Annotated in this window: 16 protein-coding genes; 8 read left to right on the top strand and 8 right to left on the bottom strand. The window is 67.3% G+C overall.

Annotated elements, in window-relative coordinates; genetic code table 11:
* Positions 1-7: 7 nt before the first annotated feature.
* Genes BW39_RS21500 through BW39_RS21490 form a run of 3 tightly spaced genes read right to left on the bottom strand, consistent with a single transcriptional unit; the run spans position 8 to position 3,706 of the window.
* Entirely contained in the window at positions 8-799 is a 792-nt protein-coding gene (locus BW39_RS21500; protein ID WP_013803613.1) for an FAD binding domain-containing protein, read from the bottom strand.
* A 10-nt stretch (positions 800-809) separates the two neighbouring features.
* Positions 810-3,200, bottom strand: coding sequence for a xanthine dehydrogenase family protein molybdopterin-binding subunit (locus BW39_RS21495; RefSeq protein ID WP_043824108.1), 2,391 nt, complete (start codon positions 3,198-3,200; stop codon positions 810-812).
* Between the two features lie 29 nt (positions 3,201-3,229).
* On the bottom strand, positions 3,230-3,706 hold the full coding sequence (locus BW39_RS21490; protein ID WP_013803615.1) for a (2Fe-2S)-binding protein: 477 nt from the start codon (positions 3,704-3,706) through the stop codon (positions 3,230-3,232).
* Between the two features lie 292 nt (positions 3,707-3,998).
* On the opposite strand from BW39_RS21490, the gene BW39_RS21485 reads away from it, so the two are divergent.
* The 4 genes from BW39_RS21485 to BW39_RS21470 all read left to right on the top strand — a co-directional run bounded on the left by BW39_RS21485 (position 3,999) and on the right by BW39_RS21470 (position 8,090).
* Positions 3,999-5,165 carry a helix-turn-helix domain-containing protein gene (locus tag BW39_RS21485; RefSeq protein WP_013803616.1) on the top strand — a complete coding sequence of 389 codons (1,167 nt, stop codon included), beginning with the start codon at positions 3,999-4,001 and terminating at the stop codon, positions 5,163-5,165.
* 322 nt (positions 5,166-5,487) lie between these two features.
* Positions 5,488-6,027, top strand: coding sequence for a TRAP transporter small permease subunit (locus tag BW39_RS21480; protein WP_013803617.1), 540 nt, complete (start codon positions 5,488-5,490; stop codon positions 6,025-6,027).
* 42 nt (positions 6,028-6,069) lie between these two features.
* Entirely contained in the window at positions 6,070-7,632 is a 1,563-nt protein-coding gene (locus tag BW39_RS21475; protein ID WP_013803618.1) for a TRAP transporter large permease, read from the top strand.
* The gene (locus tag BW39_RS21470) at positions 7,629-8,090 is read left to right on the top strand and encodes a hypothetical protein (protein WP_043824107.1); all 462 of its coding nucleotides are present in this window, start codon (positions 7,629-7,631) and stop codon (positions 8,088-8,090) included. The genes BW39_RS21475 and BW39_RS21470 overlap by 4 nt, the downstream gene beginning before the upstream one ends.
* A gap of 83 nt (positions 8,091-8,173) precedes the next feature.
* Here BW39_RS21470 and BW39_RS21465 read toward each other — a convergent pair whose 3' ends face one another.
* The 5 genes from BW39_RS21465 to xseB form a co-directional block, all read right to left on the bottom strand.
* Positions 8,174-9,253: a TRAP transporter substrate-binding protein gene (locus tag BW39_RS21465; RefSeq protein ID WP_013803620.1), complete on the bottom strand. Its 1,080-nt coding sequence runs from the start codon at positions 9,251-9,253 to the stop codon at positions 8,174-8,176.
* Between the two features lie 159 nt (positions 9,254-9,412).
* Entirely contained in the window at positions 9,413-10,507 is a 1,095-nt protein-coding gene (gene dctP, locus BW39_RS21460) for a TRAP transporter substrate-binding protein DctP (protein WP_043824105.1), read from the bottom strand.
* Between the two features lie 190 nt (positions 10,508-10,697).
* Positions 10,698-12,578, bottom strand: coding sequence for a 1-deoxy-D-xylulose-5-phosphate synthase (dxs, locus tag BW39_RS21455; protein ID WP_034391284.1), 1,881 nt, complete (start codon positions 12,576-12,578; stop codon positions 10,698-10,700).
* Between the two features lie 39 nt (positions 12,579-12,617).
* Positions 12,618-13,568, bottom strand: coding sequence for a polyprenyl synthetase family protein (locus BW39_RS21450; protein ID WP_043824153.1), 951 nt, complete (start codon positions 13,566-13,568; stop codon positions 12,618-12,620).
* A gap of 8 nt (positions 13,569-13,576) precedes the next feature.
* Complete coding sequence (gene xseB / locus BW39_RS21445; protein WP_012204163.1) at positions 13,577-13,813, bottom strand: exodeoxyribonuclease VII small subunit; 237 nt, start codon at positions 13,811-13,813, stop codon at positions 13,577-13,579.
* 340 nt (positions 13,814-14,153) lie between these two features.
* Here xseB and BW39_RS21440 point away from each other — a divergent pair, with 340 nt between their 5' ends.
* The 4 genes from BW39_RS21440 (at position 14,154) to flhD (ending at position 18,191) form a co-directional block, all read left to right on the top strand.
* A complete protein-coding gene (locus BW39_RS21440) occupies positions 14,154-15,293 on the top strand; it encodes an aromatic ring-hydroxylating oxygenase subunit alpha (RefSeq protein ID WP_012204162.1) in 1,140 nt (379 codons plus the stop codon).
* A gap of 337 nt (positions 15,294-15,630) precedes the next feature.
* The gene (locus BW39_RS21435; protein WP_034391274.1) at positions 15,631-16,536 is read left to right on the top strand and encodes a DMT family transporter; all 906 of its coding nucleotides are present in this window, start codon (positions 15,631-15,633) and stop codon (positions 16,534-16,536) included.
* A 93-nt stretch (positions 16,537-16,629) separates the two neighbouring features.
* Entirely contained in the window at positions 16,630-17,544 is a 915-nt protein-coding gene (locus tag BW39_RS21430) for a sulfurtransferase (RefSeq protein ID WP_043824104.1), read from the top strand.
* Between the two features lie 320 nt (positions 17,545-17,864).
* A complete protein-coding gene (gene flhD / locus BW39_RS21425; protein WP_012204159.1) occupies positions 17,865-18,191 on the top strand; it encodes a flagellar transcriptional regulator FlhD in 327 nt (108 codons plus the stop codon).
* Positions 18,192-18,193 lie beyond the last annotated feature (2 nt).

Here is an 18,193-nt window from a genome sequence, read left to right as displayed (position 1 = left end):
CGCCGTGTCACCCCAGCATCTGCGATACCGCACGCTGCGTCTGCACGCTGATCAATTGCGCCCGGTAGCGCGCGCTGGCATGCAGGTCGCTGTTGAGGTCGGCATGGTCGATCAGCACCTGGGCGGCCGCGTCAGGCGTGAAGCTCTGGTTGAGCGCGGCCTCCAGCCCCGCATGGCGGAACACGCTGAGCCCGGCGCCCGTGATGGCCACGCGCACGCCGCTGTCGGTCTGGGCGACGAAGACGCCCACCAGGGCGAAGCGCGAGGCGGGCTGCTTGAACTTGAGGTACGCGGCCTTCTTCGGCACGGGAAAGCGCACGGCCGTGATCAGCTCGCCGCTGCCCAGCGCCGTGGTGTACATGCCCTGGAAGAAGTCGTCGGCTGCGATCTCGCGCCGGTCGGTGACGACGGTGGCGCCCAGGCCCAGCACGGCGCTGGGGTAGCAGGCAGCAGGGTCGTTGTTGGCCAGCGAGCCGCCGATGGTGCCGCGCGCACGCACCTGGCGGTCGCCGATGCCGCCGGCCAGCTCGGCCAGGGCCGGGATGGCGGCCTGGACCTGCGGGTTGGCGGCCACGTCGGCATGGCGCGTCATGGCACGGATTTCCACGGTCTGGCCGTTGACGGCAATGCCGGCCAGGCCCTGGACGCGGTTCAGGTCCACGATCTGTTCGGGCCGTGCCAGGCGCAGGCGCATCGAGGGCAGCAGGCTCTGGCCGCCGGCCAGGTACTGGCCTCCCTGCGCGGCCAGCGCGGCGGCGTCGGCCGTGGTGCCCGGGGCTTCATAGGTGAATGCGTACATGGCGCTCTCCTCAGGAGGTGGCTGCGGCGTCGATGGCCGACCAGACACGGTGCGGGCTGGCCGGCATGTCCAGGTCCCTGACACCCAGGGGATGCAGTGCGTCGAGCACGGCATTGATGACGGCGGGGGGCGAGCCGATGGCCCCCGCCTCGCCGCAGCCCTTGGTGCCCAGCGGGTTGTGCGTGCAGGGCGTGCAGACGGTGCCTAGCTTGAACTCGGGGAAGTCGTCGGCGCGCGGCATGGCGTAGTCCATGAAGCTGCCGGTGAGCAGCTGGCCGGTCTCGCGGTCGTAGACGCAGTTTTCCAGCAGTGCCTGGCCTATGCCCTGGGCCACGCCGCCGTGCACCTGGCCCTCGACGATCATGGGATTGATGATGGTGCCGAAGTCGTCCACGGCGCTGAAGCGGTCCACGCGCACCACGCCCGTGGCCGGGTCCACCTCGACCTCGCAGATGTAGGTGCCTGCGGGAAAGGTGAAGTTGGTGGGGTCGTAGAAGGCGGTTTCGTTGAGGCCGGGCTCCAGCTTGTCCAGCGGGTAGTTGTGCGGCACATAGGCGGTGAGCGCGATCTGGGCGAAGGGGATTTTCTTGTCCGTGCCGCGCACCGTGAACTCGCCGCCCGCGAAGTCGATGTCGGCGTCGCTGGCCTCCATCAGGTGGGCCGCAATCTTCTTGGCCTTGGCCTCGATCTTGTCCAGCGCCTTCATGATGGCCGCGCCGCCCACGCTGATGGAGCGTGATCCGTAAGTGCCCATGCCGAAGGGCACACGGCCCGTGTCGCCGTGGACGATGTCCACGTTCTCCACGGGTATCCCCAGGCGCGCGGCCACCACCTGGGCAAAGGTGGTCTCGTGCCCCTGGCCGTGGCTGTGCGAGCCCGTGAACACGGTGACGCTGCCCGTGGGGTGCACGCGCACCTCGCCGCATTCGAACAGGCCGGCCCGCGCGCCCAGGGCGCCCGCGATGTTGCTGGGCGCCAGGCCGCAGGCCTCGATGTAGCTGCTGTAGCCCAGGCCGCGCCTGAGGCCCCGCGCCTCGCTGTCGGCCCGGCGCGCGGCAAAGCCGGCCACGTCGGCCAGGGCCTCGGCCTTGTCCATGCAGGCGCCATAGTCGCCCACGTCGTACTGCAGGGCCACGGGCGTCTGGTAGGGGAAGCTGGTGACGAAGTTGCGCCGCCGGATCTCGGCCTGGGACAGGTTCAACTGCCAGGCGCAGCGGCTGACCAGGCGCTCCAGCAGGTAGGTGGCCTCGGGCCGGCCCGCGCCCCGGTAGGCATCGACGGGGGCGGTGTGGGTGAACCAGGCATCGACCTCCACATAGACCTGGGGTGTGGCGTACTGGCCAGCCAGCAGGGTGGCATAGAGGATGGTGGGCACGGCGCTGGCGAAGGTGCTCAGGTAGGCGCCCAGGTTGGCATCCGTGTGCACGCGCATGGCCAGGAACTTGCCGCTGGCGTCCATGGCCATCTCGGCATGGCTGACATGGTCGCGGCCATGGGCATCGGTGAGGAAGGACTCGCTGCGGTCGGCCGTCCACTTGATGGAGCGATTGAGCTTTCGCGCACCCCAGGTCAGGCAGACATCCTCGGCATACAGGAAGATCTTGGAGCCGAAGCCGCCGCCCACGTCGGGCGCGATCACGCGCACCTTGTGCTCGGGCAGGCCCATGACGAAGGCCGTCATCAGCAGCCGCTCGACGTGCGGGTTCTGGTTGGCCACGTACAGCGTGTACTCGTCATTGGCGCGGCTGTAGCTGCCGATGGCCGCGCGCGGCTCCATGGCATTGGGGATCAGCCGGTTGTTGACCAGGTCCAGCTGGGCGATGTGGGCGGCGCCGGCGAACACGGCGTCCACGGCGGCCTTGTCGCCGATGGCCCATTTGTAGCAGTGGTTGTCGGGGGCGATGTCGTGCACCACCGCGCCGGGCACGCTGCCGGCCGCCGCGTCGGCCACCAGCACCACTGCGGGCAGCGGGTCGTAGTCCACCTCCACCAGCTCGGCCGCGTCGCGCGCCTGCTCCAGCGTCTCGGCCACGACCATGGCGACCTGGTCGCCCACGTAGCGCACGGTGTCCAGCGCCAGGATGGGATGCGGCGGCTCTTTCATGGGCTCGCCGTTGGTGCTGGTGATCAGCCAGCCGCAGGGCAGGCCGTTGATCTTGTCGGCCGCCACGTCGGCGCCCGTGAGCACGCCGATGACGCCGGGCGCGGCCTTGGCCGCATCGGTGGAAACGGAGCGCACACGCGCATGCGCGTGCGGCGAGCGCACGAACACCGCATGGGCCTGGGCGGCCAGCGCGATGTCGTCGGTGTACTGGCCCGCGCCCGTGAGGAAGCGGTAGTCCTCCTTGCGCTTGACGGGCTCGCCGATGTGGGGGAGCTTGGAAAAGTCGGATGCACCCATGGCTGTCTCCTTGTGGTGACCTGCGGCGCTCAGGCCGCAGGCCCTGCCATGGCCTGGCTGCCCTTTTTCACGGCGGCCACGATGTTCTGGTAGCCCGTGCAGCGGCACAGGTTGCCCTCCAGCGCCTCGCGGATCTCGCGATCGCCCGCGCACGGCTGGCGCTGGCACAGGTCCACGGCGCTCATGACCATGCCCGGCGTGCAAAAGCCGCATTGCAGGCCGTGGCACTCCTTGAAGGCCGCCTGCATGGGGTGCAGGCCGCCGTCGATATCCGCCAGCCCTTCGATGGTGCGCACCTCGCAGCCTTCGGCCTGCACGGCCAGCATGGCGCAGGACTTGACGGCGTGGCCGTCGACGATGACGGTGCAGGCCCCGCACTGGCTGGTGTCGCAGCCCACATGCGTGCCGGTCAGGCGCAGGTGCTCGCGCAGCGCATGCACGAGCAAGGTGTTGGGCGGAACGTCGATGCGCTGCGCGCGCCCGTTGACGGTGAGCTGGACATTCATCGTGCTGTCTCCTGCCTGTGATCGGCGGTGATCTGGAACGTGGGGGAACGCCGGGAACCTCGCCTGCCATGGTCGCCCTGCCCGCAGGCGCCCGTTCTAGGGTTGACCCGCAAGCCCGGGCCGGGCGGCGCGGATATTCTCAAAATGACACAGTTGCCTGCGCAGCCTCCGCCATCAGCGGCCGGGCCTTCGCCTGCGCCCGCTTGTGCGCCCGCTTCTGCGCCCCGCTTATGCACCCGCCTGCCAGCCCGTTCGCAATCCCTTGCCAGCCAGCCACAGGAGTCCCCGCCCCATGTTCGCCCTGAGCCCCGACGCCGCGCAGCCCTGCCCCGCCGATCCGCGCCACCAGCAGGTCGCCCGGGCCCGCAGCCTGGTTTTCGGCGATCAGGCGCTGGCCGGTTCACCGCCCGGCATCGCACCCTGGCTGTGGCGCTCCTGGCAGCGCTGCCTGGCGGCAGGCCGCCGCCCGGACGAGCGCGTGGTCTACGAAGCATTGGGGCCGCATGCGCTGCGCCAGACCCGTGATGGCCATGAGATGCTGCTGCAGGCCGCGCGCCCCGTGATGGCCCAGCTGGTGGGCGCCGTGGGCGCCATGCACTACTTCAGCCTGCTGACCGATGCACGCGGCACGGTGCTGGAGGTGCAGGGGCCGCTGGAGCGCAGCGACATCCGCGTGCAGGCCATCGCCCGCGTGGGCGTGGACCTGTCCGAGCAGGGCGTGGGCACCACGGCCATTGGCGCGGCCCTGGCCGAGCACAGCCCCGTCTGGCTGCACCGGGCAGAGCATTTCTTCGAGGCCAACCGCCACTACAGCTGCGCAGGTGCGCCGCTGTCCGGCCCGGACGGGAGCTGCCTGGGCATGCTGGACATCACGGGCGTGGACGTGCCGGAGCGGCCCGAACTCATGCACCTGGCGCTGCGCTGCGCCCGCGCCATCGAGGACCGGCTGCTGCGCGCCCTGCCCCATGCCCTGCTGCTGCACCTGAACTGGCCCGGCGGGCCGCTGGGCCAGGAGGGCGAAGGCCTGCTGGCCGTGGACGCCGAAGGGCATGTGGCGGGCAGCAATACCCTGGCCCGCCAGCTCGTGCCGCAGCCACTGTCGCTGCCGGGCCAGCCGCTGCACTGCAGCGAACTGCTGGCCATGCCCTGGACGGCGCTGGTGGACCATGCGCGCCAGCGCCCCAACGAGCCGCTGCGCCTGCCGCTGTGGTCGGGCCTGCGGCTGCAGGCCCTGGTGCAGCCCGGCCCCCAGCTGCGCCAGCTGCTGCCTGCGCTGGGCACGGCAGCGCTGGCCACAGCCGCCCAGCCCAGCCCGCTGCGCGCCAGCGAGGGCGTGCTGATCGAGCAGGCCCTGCAGGATGCCCAGGGCAATGTGACCCGGGCCGCCCGCGCGCTGGGCATCAGCCGCGCCACGCTGTACCGCAAACTGGGGGCCCGCAAGCCGGTTTCACCGCCCTGAAGGCCGGTGTACTGGGGTTCCTACCGATTTCTTAGGGGGTGGATACGGCCGCGAACCCTGGCGGGTCTTCGTAAAATCCAGGCTTTCCGGTCCAGGCGCCGACAAGAGCGCAGCGCACAGGCCTACAGGCCGCCGCTTGAAGGACCCCACAGCCTATCCTTTGGAGACACCATGCAGGCTCTATGCACAACACCCCAGTCCCACGGCGCAAGCCAGGCACCGGCACGCCCGGCACGTTCCACCGCTCCCGCGGGCGCAAGCCTCTCCATCTAGCCATCGGCCCCAGCGGGCCTATTTTTTTGTTCATACAAGGAGAGCAAGCGTGTCAGGACTCCTCAAATTCGCCATGGGCATGGACTGGGTATCCACCAAACTCAGCAAGGTCGCGGGCTGGGCCGTGCTCGCTGCCGCACTGATCTCCGCAGGCAATGCGGTCACGCGCTACGGGCTGGACATGAGCTCCAACGCCTGGCTGGAGATCCAGTGGTACCTGTTCGGCACCACGGTGATGCTGGGCGCGCCGCTGGTGCTCAAGCTCAACGAGCATGTGCGCGTGGACATCATCTACGGCAAGCTGCGCGGCAAGGGGCCGGTCTTCGTGGACCTGTTCGGCCTGATCTTCTTCCTGCTGCCGGTGATGGGCCTGCTCACCTGGCTGACCTGGCCCTTCTTCTGGAACATGTTCGTGACCAAGGAGATGTCCGGAAACATCGGCGGTCTGATCCGCTGGCCCGCCGGCCTGCTGCTACCCCTGGGCTTTGGCGCCATGTTCCTGCAGGGCGTGGCCGAGATCATCAAGCGCGTTGCCTATCTCAACGGCAGCTACGCGATGACGACGCACTACGAGAAGCCGGTTCAGTAACCCCGGCCCCGCTCCCACCGACTTCTCCAGGACGACACCAGAATGCACATGGAAAACTTTGCCCCGATCATGTTCACGGGGCTGATCGTGATCATGCTGATCGGCTTCCCCGTCGCGTTTTCGCTCGCGGCGCTGGGCCTGTTCAGCGGCTTCTTCGCCATCGAAATGGGTTGGTTCCCCGCCAACTTCATGTCCACCCTGCCGATCAACATGTTCGGCATCCTCTCCAATGACCTGCTGCTGGCCATCCCCTTCTTCACACTGATGGGCGCGGTGCTGGAGAAATGCGGCCTGGCCGAGGACATGCTCGACTCCATGGGCCAGCTGTTCGGCCCCGTGCGCGGCGGCCTGGGCTACTCGGTCATCATCGTGGGCTTCATCCTGGGCGCCATCACGGGCACCGTGGCCGGCCAGGTGATTGCCATGGCCATGATCTCGCTGCCGGTGATGATGCGCTATGGCTACAACATGCGCTACGCAACGGGCGTGCTGGCGGCCTCGGGCACCATCACGCAGCTGGTGCCGCCCTCGCTGGTGCTGATCGTCATGGCCGACCAGCTCGGCCGCTCGGTGGGTGACATGTACAAGGGCGCCTGGGGCCCGGCCATCCTGCAGGTGCTGATCTTCGCCATCTACACCTTCATCCTGGGCCGCATCCGCCCCGAGTACGTGCCCGGCCTGCCCCGCACGGCACGCACGCTGCACGGCTGGGCGCTGTGGGGCAAGTGCCTGCGCGGCATCATTCCCTCGGCCATCCTGATCTTTGCGGTGCTGGGCTCCATGGGCGGCCTGCCCTTCATGGACCATGCCATCGCCACGCCCACCGAAGCCGGCGCCATGGGCGCTGTGGGCTCGTTGATCCTGGCGGCCATCCACAAGCGCCTGAACTGGCAGCTGCTCAAGGAGGCCATGGACGGCACCATGCGCCTGACGGCCATGGTGGTCTTCATCCTGATCGGCTCGCGCGTGTTCTCGCTGGTGTTCCAGGGCGTGGACGGCGCCATCTGGATCGAGCACATGCTCACCGACCTGCCGGGCGGCCAGATCGGCTTCCTGATCGTGGTGAACATCTTCATCTTCTTCCTGGCGTTCTTCCTGGACTTCTTCGAGATCGCCTTCATCATCTTGCCCCTGCTGGGCCCGGTGGCGCACAAGCTGGGGATCGATCTGGTCTGGTTCGGCGTGCTGCTGTGCGTGAACATGCAGACCTCGTTCATGCACCCGCCCTTCGGCTTTGCGCTGTTCTACCTGCGCGGCATCTCGGACACGCTGTTCAAGGAAAAGCGCATTGACCGGCCCGTCAAGTCCAGCGACATCTACATGGGCTCCATTCCCTGGGTGGTGATGCAGCTGATCCTGGTGGCCATCGTGATCTTCTTCCCGCAGACCGTGACCGTCTTCCTCGACAAGGAGGTGGTCGTGGACCTGGACAAGGTCCAGCTGGAGATGCCGGCCGACATGCAGCCGCAGGGCGGCAGCATCGACCTGGACAATCCGTTCGGCGCGTCCGCAGATACACCGCCCGCCGATACGCCACCCGCTGACACGCCCGCAGCTCCCGATGCTGCACCGGCTCCGGCTGAACCGGCAGCGCCCGCGCAATGACGCAGGAGCCGTCCACTGCGGCGCTGGAAAGCGCCGCCTACCCTCCGCTGGTGCGCGTGATGGCCGTGGCCATCGTGCTTGCACTGGCGGCCTTCGCTGCCTGGTCGGCGCCCGCATTGAGCGATGCGCAATGGTCGTTCGCCAGCCTGAGCATCTATGCGCTGGCCGCCGTGCTCATCGCCTGGGTGGGCTGGTGGATGGTCTTCAGCCGCACCCGATACCAGGACGGCGAGCTGACCCAGACCTGGCTCTGGGACAAGCGCGTGCAGGCGCGCGAGGTGGCCACCTTCAAGATCGTGCACTGGCCCTGGCTGCAGGGCTTGGTGGCGCCGCGCATGCTGGTGCGAAGGCGCAACGGCTCCATCGCCTGGATGCATTCGGCCGACCCGCGCCTGCTGGTCGCCTTCGGCGAAGCCGTAGTGCAGCAAGGCATGCAGCCCGCAGCGGCACAAACCTGAAGCCGCGCCAAAGAAAAAGCCCCGCTGGTATTGCGCCAGCGGGGCTTTTTTGTCGCGCAGCAGGCCTTGCGGCCTGCCTGCGCTCACAGCTTCTGTTGCTGCATGAAGCGGTCGAAGGTGCCTTCGGTGAAGCGGAACCAGGCGTTCTGGTCGGCCAGGAACTTGGCGTAGTCGGTGTAGACCTTCTTCCACTCGGGATTGGTGTTGTTCAGGTCGGCATAGATCTGCTGGGCCGACTTGAAGGCGGCCGTCATCACGTCCTGCGTGAACGGGCGCAGCTTGGTGCCCGAGCCCACCAGCTGCTTGATGGCAACGGGGTTCTTGGCGTCGTACTTGGCCAGCATGGTCACGTGGGCGTGCGAGGCGGCAGCCTCCACCACGGCCTTGTATTCGGCCGGCAGGCCTTCCCAGGCCTTGGTGTTGATGTAGAAGTCCAGCTGCGGACCGCCTTCCCACCAGCCGGGGTAGTAGTAGAAGGGCGCGACCTTGTTGAAGCCCAGCTTCTGGTCGTCATAGGGACCCACCCATTCCAGCGCGTCGATCGTGCCCTTTTCCAGCGCGGGATAGAGGTCGGCGCCGGGGATGGACTGGGGGATCACACCGAAGGGCTCCAGCACCTTGCCCGCAAACGGGTTGGTGCGGAACTTCAGGCCCTTGAGGTCGGCGACCGACTTGATTTCCTTGCGGAACCAGCCGCCCATCTGCGCGCCCGTGTTGCCGCCGGGCAGGTTGATGATGTTGTACTTGGCGTAGAACTCGCGCATGAGCTTGAGGCCGTTGCCCTCGTACATCCATGCGTTCATCTGGCGGGCGTTCAGGCCGAAGGGAACAGCGCAGCCCAGGCAGAAGGTAGGGTCCTTGCCGTAGAAGTAGTAGGGAGCGGTGTGGGCCATTTCCACGGCCGCGCTCTGCACGCCGTCCACCACGCCGAAGGCCGGCATCAGTTCGCCGCCTGCGTGCACCGAGATCTGGAACTTGCCGCTGGTGGCTTCGCTGACCTTCTTGGAGAAGACTTCCGCCGTGCCGTAGATGGTGTCCAGGGACTTGGGGAAGCTCGATGCCAGGCGCCAGCGGATCGCCGCTTGCGCATGCACGGCGGGGGCTGCACCAGCAGCCAGGATGCCGGCGATACCGGCGTTTTTGAGGATGGAACGACGATCCACTTCACTCTCCTTGATGAACGGAATTTCTGGGCGGGCTGCCAATCTGTGTCAGCTTGTATGACCGCCTGAAAATGTACATGAGGAGAGGGCAGGCACCGCCCCCAAATGGGCTGTGCCTTCTAGGAACTTCTACCTACGAAACGCCCGCAACTCTCGCGCTCACAGCCGCACCACGCTCATGTAGCTGCTGTAGCGGAATTCGGAAAAACGGTCCCACAGCAGCTGGTCGCGCTGGAAGCTGCGCAGGCTGTGGTGGATCTTCTTGAACTGGGGTGACTTGGCGTCGTTCTCGGCCAGCACTTCCATGGAGGCCTTGAAGCCCGCATCCATGAAATCCTTGGGAAAGGCGCGCAGCTGGACCTTGTCGCCCAGCAGCTTCTTGAGGGCCCCAGGATTCAGCGCCACATAGCGCGAGGTCATCTCGCGCGCGGCCACGGCGGCAGCGGCATCGACCATGGCGCGGAACTCGGGCAGCAGCGACGCATAGGCCTTGGTGCTGATGAAGAAGGACAGCTCGGCGCCACCCTCCCACCAGCCCGGGTAGTAGTAGTAGGGGGCGACCTTGCTGAAGCCCAGCTTCTGGTCATCGTAGGGGCCGACGAATTCGGCCGCGTCCAGTGTGCCCTTCTCCAGTGCCTGGTAGGTGTCGCCCACGGGAATGTTGTGGGCGACCACGCCCAGCTTGTGCATGGTGTCGCCAAACAGGCCGCCGCCTAGGCGCATGCGCAGGCCCTTGAGATCGGACAGGGTCTTGATCTCCTTGCGGAACCAGCCGCCCATCTGCGTGCCGGTGTTGCCCGCGCTCAGGCTCTTGATGCCGTACTGGGCATAGAAGTCGTCCATGAGCTTGCGGCCGCCGCCGTGCTCCATCCAGGCGTCCATCTGGCGCGCGGTCAGGCCGAAGGGAATGGCGCAGCCCAGCGCGAAGATGTAGTCCTTGTCGGTGAAGTAGTAGGGTGCCGTCAGCGCCATCTCCACGGTGCCGTTCTGTATGCCATCGACGACGCCGAAGGCCGGCATCAGCTCGCCGGCCGGGTGCACGCTGACCTCGAACCGCCCGGCAGACAAGGCCTTGAGCGTGCGCGCAAAGGTCTCGGCCGAGCCCAGGATGGTGTCCAGCGACTTGGGAAAGCTCGCAGCCAGCCGCCAGCGCACCGTGCCTGCCGCCGCATCCTGCCCGTGGACTGCGGGTGCGGCCGCCGCTGCCAGCACGCCGGCCATGCCTGCATGTTTGATGAGTGAGCGACGGTCCATGGATGGCTCTCCCTGATGGCCTTTTTCAGCAAAAAAAACGCACGTCTGCACGTGCGTTCGCTACTGTAGCAGGCGCCAGCCCTGCCAACGGTCCCGCAGCGCGCCTGAAGAGGCTCCCGCAGGCCGCCCGGCGCCAGCTGGCGCGGCCTGCGGCGCATCTGACGGAAAGCTTGCGGGGCGCCAGCCCTGCTCAGGCTACCGCGCGCTCGGGTGCCAGATGGGCGCGCACCGAGGCCTCGATGCCCGCCGCATCCAGGCCCTGCAGGGCCAGCAGCTTGGCGGGATCGCCGTGCTCGATGAACTCGTCGGGCAGGCCCAGCTGCAGCAGCTGGCGCGTGATGCCGGCGGCCTGCAGCGACTCGGCCACGGCGCTGCCTGCGCCGCCCATGATGCAGCCCTCTTCCACGGTGACGATGAGCTCGTGCGTGGAGGCCACCTGGCGCAGCAGTTCCTCGTCCAGCGGCTTGGCCCAGCGCATGTTGACCACGGTGGCGTCCAGCGCCTCGGCCGCGGCCAGGGCCGGGTACAGCAGGGTGCCGAAGGCCAGGATGGCGACCTGCTTCTTGGCAGACTCGCGGCGCACCTCGCCCTTGCCGAAGGGCAGGCCCTCCAGGCTCTCCAGTGGGGCCACACCCACGCCCGCCCCACGCGGGTAGCGCACGGCCACGGGATGGTCCTGCTCGTAGGCGGTGGTGAGCAGCTGGCGGCATTCGCGCTCGTCGGCCGGGCAGGCCATGCTCATGTGCGGAATGCAGCGCACGAAGGCGATGTCATACGCACCTGCGTGCGTGGCGCCATCGGCGCCGACCAGGCCCGCGCGGTCCAGCGCAAAGACCACGGGCAGCTTTTGCAGCGCCACGTCATGGATCAACTGGTCGTAGCCGCGCTGCAGGAAGGTCGAATAGATGGCGACCACGGGCTTGAGGCCCTCGCAGGCCATGCCGGCCGCGAAGGTGACCGCATGCTGCTCGGCAATGCCCACGTCGTAGTAGCGGCCCGGAAAGCGCTTGTGGAATTCCACCATGCCCGAGCCCTCGCGCATGGCGGGGGTGATGCCCACCAGGCGCTGGTCCTTGTCCGCCATGTCGCACAGCCAATGGCCGAAGACCTGGGTGAAGGTCTGCTTCGGGGGCGTGGCCGGCTTGACCAGGCCCACGCTGGGATCGAACTTGCCGGGGCCGTGGTAGGCCACGGGATCGGCCTCGGCCAGCTTGTAGCCCTGGCCCTTCTTCGTGACCACGTGCAGGAACTGCGGGCCCTTGAGGCTCTTGATGTTCTCCAGAGTGGGGATCAGCGAATCGAGGTCATGCCCGTCGATGGGGCCGATGTAGTTGAAGCCGAAGTTCTCGAACAGCGTGGCCGGCACGACCATGCCCTTGGCCTGCTGCTCCAGCCGCTTGGCCAGCTCCAGCAGCGGCGGCACCTGCTTGAGCACGCTCTTGCCCATGTCGCGCGCCTTGGCGTAGAACTGCCCGCTCATGAGCTGTGCCAGGTAGCGGTTGAGCGCGCCCACGGGCGGGCTGATGCTCATGTCGTTGTCGTTGAGGATGACCAGCAGGTTGGCATCGGTCACGCCGGCGTTGTTCAGCGCCTCGAAGGCCATGCCGGCCGTCATGGCGCCGTCACCGATGACGGCGATGGCGCGGCGGTCCTCGCCCTTTTGCTTGGCAGCCAGGGCCATGCCCAGGGCGGCCGAGATGCTGGTGGAGGAGTGCGCCGTGCCGAAGGTGTCGTACGGGCTCTCGGCGCGCTGCGGAAAGCCCGACAGGCCGCCGAACTGGCGCAGCGAGGCCATGCGCTCGCGCCGGCCCGTGAGGATCTTGTGCGGGTAGGTCTGGTGGCCCACGTCCCAGACCACGCGGTCGTAGGGCGTGTCGAACACCGCATGCAGCGCCACCGTCAGCTCCACCGTCCCCAGGTTGGAACTCAGATGCCCGCCGGTCTTGGAGACGCTGTCGAGCACATAGGCACGCAGTTGCTGGGCCAGGGTCTTGAGTTCGGCACGCGACAGACGCCTCAGATCCGCGGGATCGTCGATGGTCTGCAGCAGGGAGTAGGTGTTCGTGGTCATGCTAGGTATCTTGGAGCGGCAACGCCGCGGTCCGTATTGTCAGTGGGTGCGGCTCACCACCATGTCGGCAAGCGCCGCCAACGCGCGGGTATCAGGCAGGCCGCTGCGCGCCAGCGCCGCGTGCGCCAGGGCGCACAGCTCGTCGGCATGGGCGCGGGCCTGGTCCAGGCCCAGCAGCGAGACGTAGGTCGGCTTGTCGTTGGCCGCGTCCTTGCCGGCCGTCTTGCCCAGAGTGGCCGAGTCGGCCACCACGTCGAGGATGTCATCCACCACCTGGAAGGCCACGCCCAGCGCCTGCCCATAGTCGGACAGCGCCTGCCAGGCCTGGGCATCCACGCCCTCCTTGCAGGCCGCTCCCATGAGCACGCTGGCATGCAGCAGGGCGCCGGTCTTGAGGCGGTGCATCTCGCGCAGTTGGGCCTCGCTCAGTTGCAGGCCCACGCTGGCCAGGTCGATGGCCTGGCCACCGGCCATGCCCTGCGCGCCTGCGGCACGGCCCAGCAGCCGGCACAGCCGCGCCTGCAGGGCGTCCGGCATGCCGCCGGCCTGATCGGGCTCGGGAACGAGCAGCTCGAAGGCCAGCGCCTGCAGCGCATCGCCAGCCAGCAGGGCCGAGGCTTCGCCGAACTGCACATGCACCGTGGGCTTGCCACGGCGCAGCACGTCGTTGTCCATGCAGGGCATGTCGTCGTGCACCAGCGAATAGGCATGGATCAACTCCACCGCGCAGCCGGCACGCACGGCGGCGGGCTGCAAGCCATCCACGGCCTCGGCGGCGGCCCAGACCAGCAGCGGGCGCAGGCGCTTGCCGCCATCGAGCACGGCGTAGCGCATGGCCTCGCCCAGGCCCGCAGGCGCATCCACGCCCACCCATTGCGACAGCGCGCTTTCGGTGCGCGCCAGGCGATCGGTCATCCAGCAGGGGAAATCCAGCGCGCCGGGGCCGGCCGGCTGGGAAACATCGGAAGCGCAAGTCATCACGGCACTCATGGCAATCTTCAATCCTGGCTCCACGGGGCCAGCGTCCCCTCGTCAAGCACCTTGACCTGTTCCTGCACCGCGTCGAGCTGGCCGCGGCAATAGCCGAGCAGCTGCGCCGCGCGCTGGTAGCCTGTCAGCATCTGCTCCAGAGGCAGCTGGCCCGACTCGATCTGCGCGATGAGCTGCTCCAGCTCCTGCAGCGCGGATTCGTAACTGGTGGGCTCGGCAAGAGCCTTGGGAGCAGCCTTGGGCATGGTGCGATGGCGGTGCGTTGTGGGGAACCGACGATTCTAGGCGCCCCTCCATGACCGTGCCGCCAATAACCGGACAGCCCTTGACAGGCGGCATCCGGCGCGCGCAATACACGTACCGGGCATCCGGAAATAACCCCACGGGCTATAATCCCATTCCCCGTCAAACCGGCCCCTTGCCTGGGCATACGGTCGGGCTCATTGACAAAAGACAGCGCCTCGGGCGCCGCTTCTTTTCACGTCGTGAAGCCTGCCTCCATGTCCAGGAACGGCCGGTTTTGCTTTTTCCAATCCCGTGCGCACGCGCACCCTCCCTGTGGGGAGTCTTTAGGTCAGGTCACCCATGTCTGATTTAAGTCTTCAACTGCAGCAGGCCGCAAGCCAACTACCAGTTTCCAGTTACTTCGACCCTGCGTTGTTCCAGCGCGAGTTGGAGACCATCTTTCAACGCGGCCCGCGCTACGTGGGCCACCAACTGGCCGTTCCCGAGATAGGCGACTACTACGCCCTGCCCCAGGAAAAGGAAGGCCGCGCTCTGGTGCGCAATGCCAGGGGGCAGGTGGAGTTGATCTCCAACGTCTGCCGCCACCGCCAGGCCGTGATGCTCAAGGGCCGGGGCAATCTGATGACCGAAGGCAAGGGCCATGCGGGGGGCAACATCGTCTGCCCGCTGCACCGCTGGACCTACAGCACCAGCGGCGAGCTGCTGGGCGCACCGCACTTCAGCCACGATCCCTGCCTTAACCTGAACAACTACCGGCTGCGCGAGTGGAACGGCCTGCTGTTCGAGGACAACGGCCGCGACATCGAGTCCGACCTGGCCGGCATGAAGCTGCGCGAGCAGTTGAGCTTCGAGGGCTTCGTGCTCGACCATGTCGAGATGCACGAGTGCAACTACAACTGGAAGACCTTCATCGAGGTCTACCTCGAGGACTACCACGTGGGCCCCTTCCACCCGGGCCTGGGCAACTTCGTGACCTGCGACGACCTGCAGTGGGAGTTTGCCAAGGAGTACTCGGTGCAGACCGTGGGCGTGGCGCCCGGCTTTGCCCAGCCCGGCTCGGACACCTACAGGAAGTGGCACGACGTGCTGCTGGCCTACCGCAACGGCGAGCTGCCCGAACGCGGCGCGATCTGGCTGACCTACTACCCGCACATCATGGTGGAGTGGTATCCGCACGTGCTCACGGTCTCGACCCTGCACCCGCTGGCGGTGGACCGGACGCTGAACGTGGTCGAGTTCTACTACCCCGAAGAGATCGCGGCCTTCGAGCCCGAATTCGTGCAGGCGCAAAAGGCCGCCTACATGGAGACCTGCATTGAGGATGACGAGATCGGCGAGCGCATGGACGCCGGCCGCAGGGCACTGTATGAGCGCGGCGACAACGAGGTCGGCCCCTACCAGAGCCCCATGGAAGACGGCATGCAGCACTTCCATGAGTGGTATCGCGGCGTGATGGGTGACGCAGTCCCCGCACGCTGATCTGCTCCGGCTCTCCCGACGGCCCGCATTCGTGCGGGCCGTCTGCATTGGGCCGTCTGCATCGGGCCGCTTGCAGCGGGCCGTCTGTATTAGGCGGCAGGCCAACTGCACAGCTCCTCTGAATGCAAGCGCCCTGATGTGCCCAATGGGCAGGGCTGGCGGCGGCAATGCATCCCGAGGCAAGTCCAATGTCTTGGCTTATGCAATACAGTTCCTTGCGCGTGTCCCTGCCACGGCCCTGGGCCGTACGCAGCGAGGCGGCATGCGCCAAAAACAAAACCCAACCCTTTTCTCGTCCAGCGCCGCGGCCCTTGTGCGGCTCTATCCGGTCATTTATATGCAAGCCCTGTGGATGGTGGCGGCCGCATTCGTTTTTGCGGTCATGAGTGTGTGTGTGAAGTTCGCCTCCCAGGATTTCAACGCGGCGGAAATCGTCTTCTACCGCGGGCTGGTCAGCATGGTGGCGCTGTGGTGGCTGGCGCGCCACCAGGGCATCTCGCTGGCCACTCGCTACCCGCGCGAGCATGCCTGGCGCAGCTTCGTGGGCGTGACCTCCATGGGCGCCTGGTTCTACTCCATCGGCCATCTGCCGCTGGCCACGGCCGCCACCTTCAACTCCATGAGCAGCATCTGGATGGCGGTCTTTCTGATCGGCCAGGGCCTGCTGCTGCGCCACCAGCTGCGCCGCCAACCCGAATCGCATGCGCTGCGCGCGCTGCCGCCGTTTCCCTGGAGCCTGGTCGCCACCGTGGCCCTGGGCTTCGTGGGCGTGATCCTGGTGCTGCGCCCCAGCGCGGCGCCGCAGGAATTCGTGGCCAGCGCGGGCGGCCTGATCGGCGGGGTGTTCGCCGCCATGGCCTATATGCAGGTGGCCACGCTGTCGCGCATGGGCGAACCCGAGGCGCGCGTGGTCTTCTACTTCGCACTGGGCTCGGCCGTCGCCGGCGCCCTGGCCATGTGCTTCACGGGCGTGTCCGCCTGGCCGGGCTGGCGCGCGCTGTGGCTGCTGCCCGTGGGCGTGCTGGCCGCCGTGGCCCAGGTCTGCATGACGGCGGCCTACGCCTCGGCCAGCAACAGCCGCAACACCCTGGTCGTGGCCAACCTGCAGTATTCGGGCATCGTCTTCGCGGCCCTGCTGAGCCTGGCGATGTTCGGCGAAAGCGTGCCGCTGATCGGCTGGGCCGGCATTGGCCTGATCGTGGCCAGCGGCGCCCTGGCCACGGCCCTGCGTTCGCGCGGCTGACGCCGCCGGCCCGCCTGGGGCCGTCGCATAATGGATCGGATCTTTTGCCGCAGGCGCACCACCGCCTGCACAGGCCTTCGGAGTTCCGCATCCATGACTTCCAACACCACCTACCAGACCCACCAGACCCTGATCTCCGTCCAGGAGCTGGCCGCGCTGCAGGCCAGCGGCCGTCCGCTGATGGTCTTCGACTGCAGCTTCGACCTGGCCCAGCCTGCGGCCGGCAAGGCCCAGTATCTGCAGGCGCATGTTCCAGGCGCAGTCTTCGCCGATCTGGACCATGACCTCAGCGCAAAACACGGCGTGCCCGGCGCCCATGGCAGCGTGGCGGCCAGCGAGCAGGCCGCCTCGGGCGGCCGCCACCCGCTGCCCAACCGCGAACGCTTTGCCGTGTGGCTGTCCAGCATCGGGTTTTCCAACGACATGCAGGCCGTGGTCTATGACCGCAACGGCGCCAACTACTGCGGGCGCCTGTGGTGGATGCTGCAATGGGCCGGCCATGGCGATGTGACCGTGCTCGACGGAGGTCTCCAGGCCTGGCAGGCCGCAGGCCAGCCCGTGGCATCGGGCGAGGAAAGCGCGCGCTTCCAGTCCAACTTCGAGCTGCGCGAGCCGCTTCAGCAATTGGCAACGGCGCAGCAGGTGCTCGATGCACTGGGCAGCGCAGGCCAGACCGTGGTCGATGCACGCGCCCCGGCCCGCTACCGCGGGGAGGTCGAGCCGCTGGACCCTGTGGCCGGCCACATCCCGGGCGCGCTCAACCGGCCCTTCACCGAGAACATCGCCGCCGACGGCCGCTTCAAGCCTGCCGCCCTGCTGCGCGCGGAGTTCGAACAGCTGCTGGCAGGCCGCGATCCTTCCAGCGTGGTGCACCAGTGCGGCAGCGGCGTGAGCGCGCTGCCCAACCTGCTGGCCATGCGCATTGCGGGACTGCCGCCTGCAAGGCTGTTCGCGGGCAGCTGGAGCGAGTGGTGCAGTGACCCGAAGAGGCCGGTGGAGCGCGGCTAATTCGGCTTATGCCTCCCCTTGGGGAGGCTGCACAATGACAGCACTGTGTCAAAAGGCCGACATGCAACTACACCACTGCAGCGGCCTGCTCCCAAGCCCCCAGACGGCGGGGCCCGAGCGAAATCGAGTCATCCAAACCTTGCTACAGGTGTAAGGTAAATCTTACAAACGCCGTCTCACAACCAGACATCCGGCGCAGACCTGCCCCGACTTCAACGGCGAAGGGCCCTCCTCCACAATCCATCTCAACAGATCGCAACAGGTTGAACATCTTGTTTCTACCCGGGCGTTGCGGCTGCCGAGATGCAAAGGATGGTCCTATGAACAATGAACAGCTGCTTGCCGAAATCCGCGAAGCCAACCTCACTTACCTGATGCTGGCCCAGACCCTGATCCGCCAGGACAAGGCCGAAGCGGTGTTCCGCCTGGGACTGAACGAAGAATCGTGCGACCTGCTGGCCGCACTGTCGGCAGCCCAGGTGCTGAAGCTGGCCTCGCGCAACACCTTGCTCGCCAGCTTCCGGGTGGACGACGAAATGGTCTGGAGCTTGCTGACCAACCACAGCAGCAACAAGATCGGCAACGGTGCGACCAACACGCTGCACGCCAACATCCTGATGGCCAGCCGCGTCTCCGAAGTCCTCTGATC

Source organism: Delftia sp. RIT313, from assembly GCF_000632165.1.
Classification (GTDB): Bacteria; Pseudomonadota; Gammaproteobacteria; order Burkholderiales; family Burkholderiaceae_C; genus Comamonas; species Comamonas acidovorans.
This window is presented reverse-complemented; position numbering and strand designations above follow the sequence as displayed.

What these genes read in the sequence shown, in the direction of transcription:
- BW39_RS21440 (WP_012204162.1), top strand. Translation starts at nt 14,154, where the DNA reads ATGTCTGATTTAAGTCTTCAACTGCAGCAGGCCGCAAGCCAACTACCA.
- xseB (WP_012204163.1), bottom strand. Translation starts at nt 13,813, where the DNA reads ATGCCCAAGGCTGCTCCCAAGGCTCTTGCCGAGCCCACCAGTTACGAA.
- BW39_RS21500 (WP_013803613.1), bottom strand. Translation starts at nt 799, where the DNA reads ATGTACGCATTCACCTATGAAGCCCCGGGCACCACGGCCGACGCCGCC.
- BW39_RS21490 (WP_013803615.1), bottom strand. Translation starts at nt 3,706, where the DNA reads ATGAATGTCCAGCTCACCGTCAACGGGCGCGCGCAGCGCATCGACGTT.
- BW39_RS21495 (WP_043824108.1), bottom strand. Translation starts at nt 3,200, where the DNA reads ATGGGTGCATCCGACTTTTCCAAGCTCCCCCACATCGGCGAGCCCGTC.
- BW39_RS21435 (WP_034391274.1), top strand. Translation starts at nt 15,631, where the DNA reads ATGCAAGCCCTGTGGATGGTGGCGGCCGCATTCGTTTTTGCGGTCATG.
- flhD (WP_012204159.1), top strand. Translation starts at nt 17,865, where the DNA reads ATGAACAATGAACAGCTGCTTGCCGAAATCCGCGAAGCCAACCTCACT.
- BW39_RS21470 (WP_043824107.1), top strand. Translation starts at nt 7,629, where the DNA reads ATGACGCAGGAGCCGTCCACTGCGGCGCTGGAAAGCGCCGCCTACCCT.
- BW39_RS21450 (WP_043824153.1), bottom strand. Translation starts at nt 13,568, where the DNA reads ATGAGTGCCGTGATGACTTGCGCTTCCGATGTTTCCCAGCCGGCCGGC.
- BW39_RS21485 (WP_013803616.1), top strand. Translation starts at nt 3,999, where the DNA reads ATGTTCGCCCTGAGCCCCGACGCCGCGCAGCCCTGCCCCGCCGATCCG.
- BW39_RS21430 (WP_043824104.1), top strand. Translation starts at nt 16,630, where the DNA reads ATGACTTCCAACACCACCTACCAGACCCACCAGACCCTGATCTCCGTC.
- dxs (WP_034391284.1), bottom strand. Translation starts at nt 12,578, where the DNA reads ATGACCACGAACACCTACTCCCTGCTGCAGACCATCGACGATCCCGCG.
- BW39_RS21475 (WP_013803618.1), top strand. Translation starts at nt 6,070, where the DNA reads ATGCACATGGAAAACTTTGCCCCGATCATGTTCACGGGGCTGATCGTG.
- dctP (WP_043824105.1), bottom strand. Translation starts at nt 10,507, where the DNA reads ATGGACCGTCGCTCACTCATCAAACATGCAGGCATGGCCGGCGTGCTG.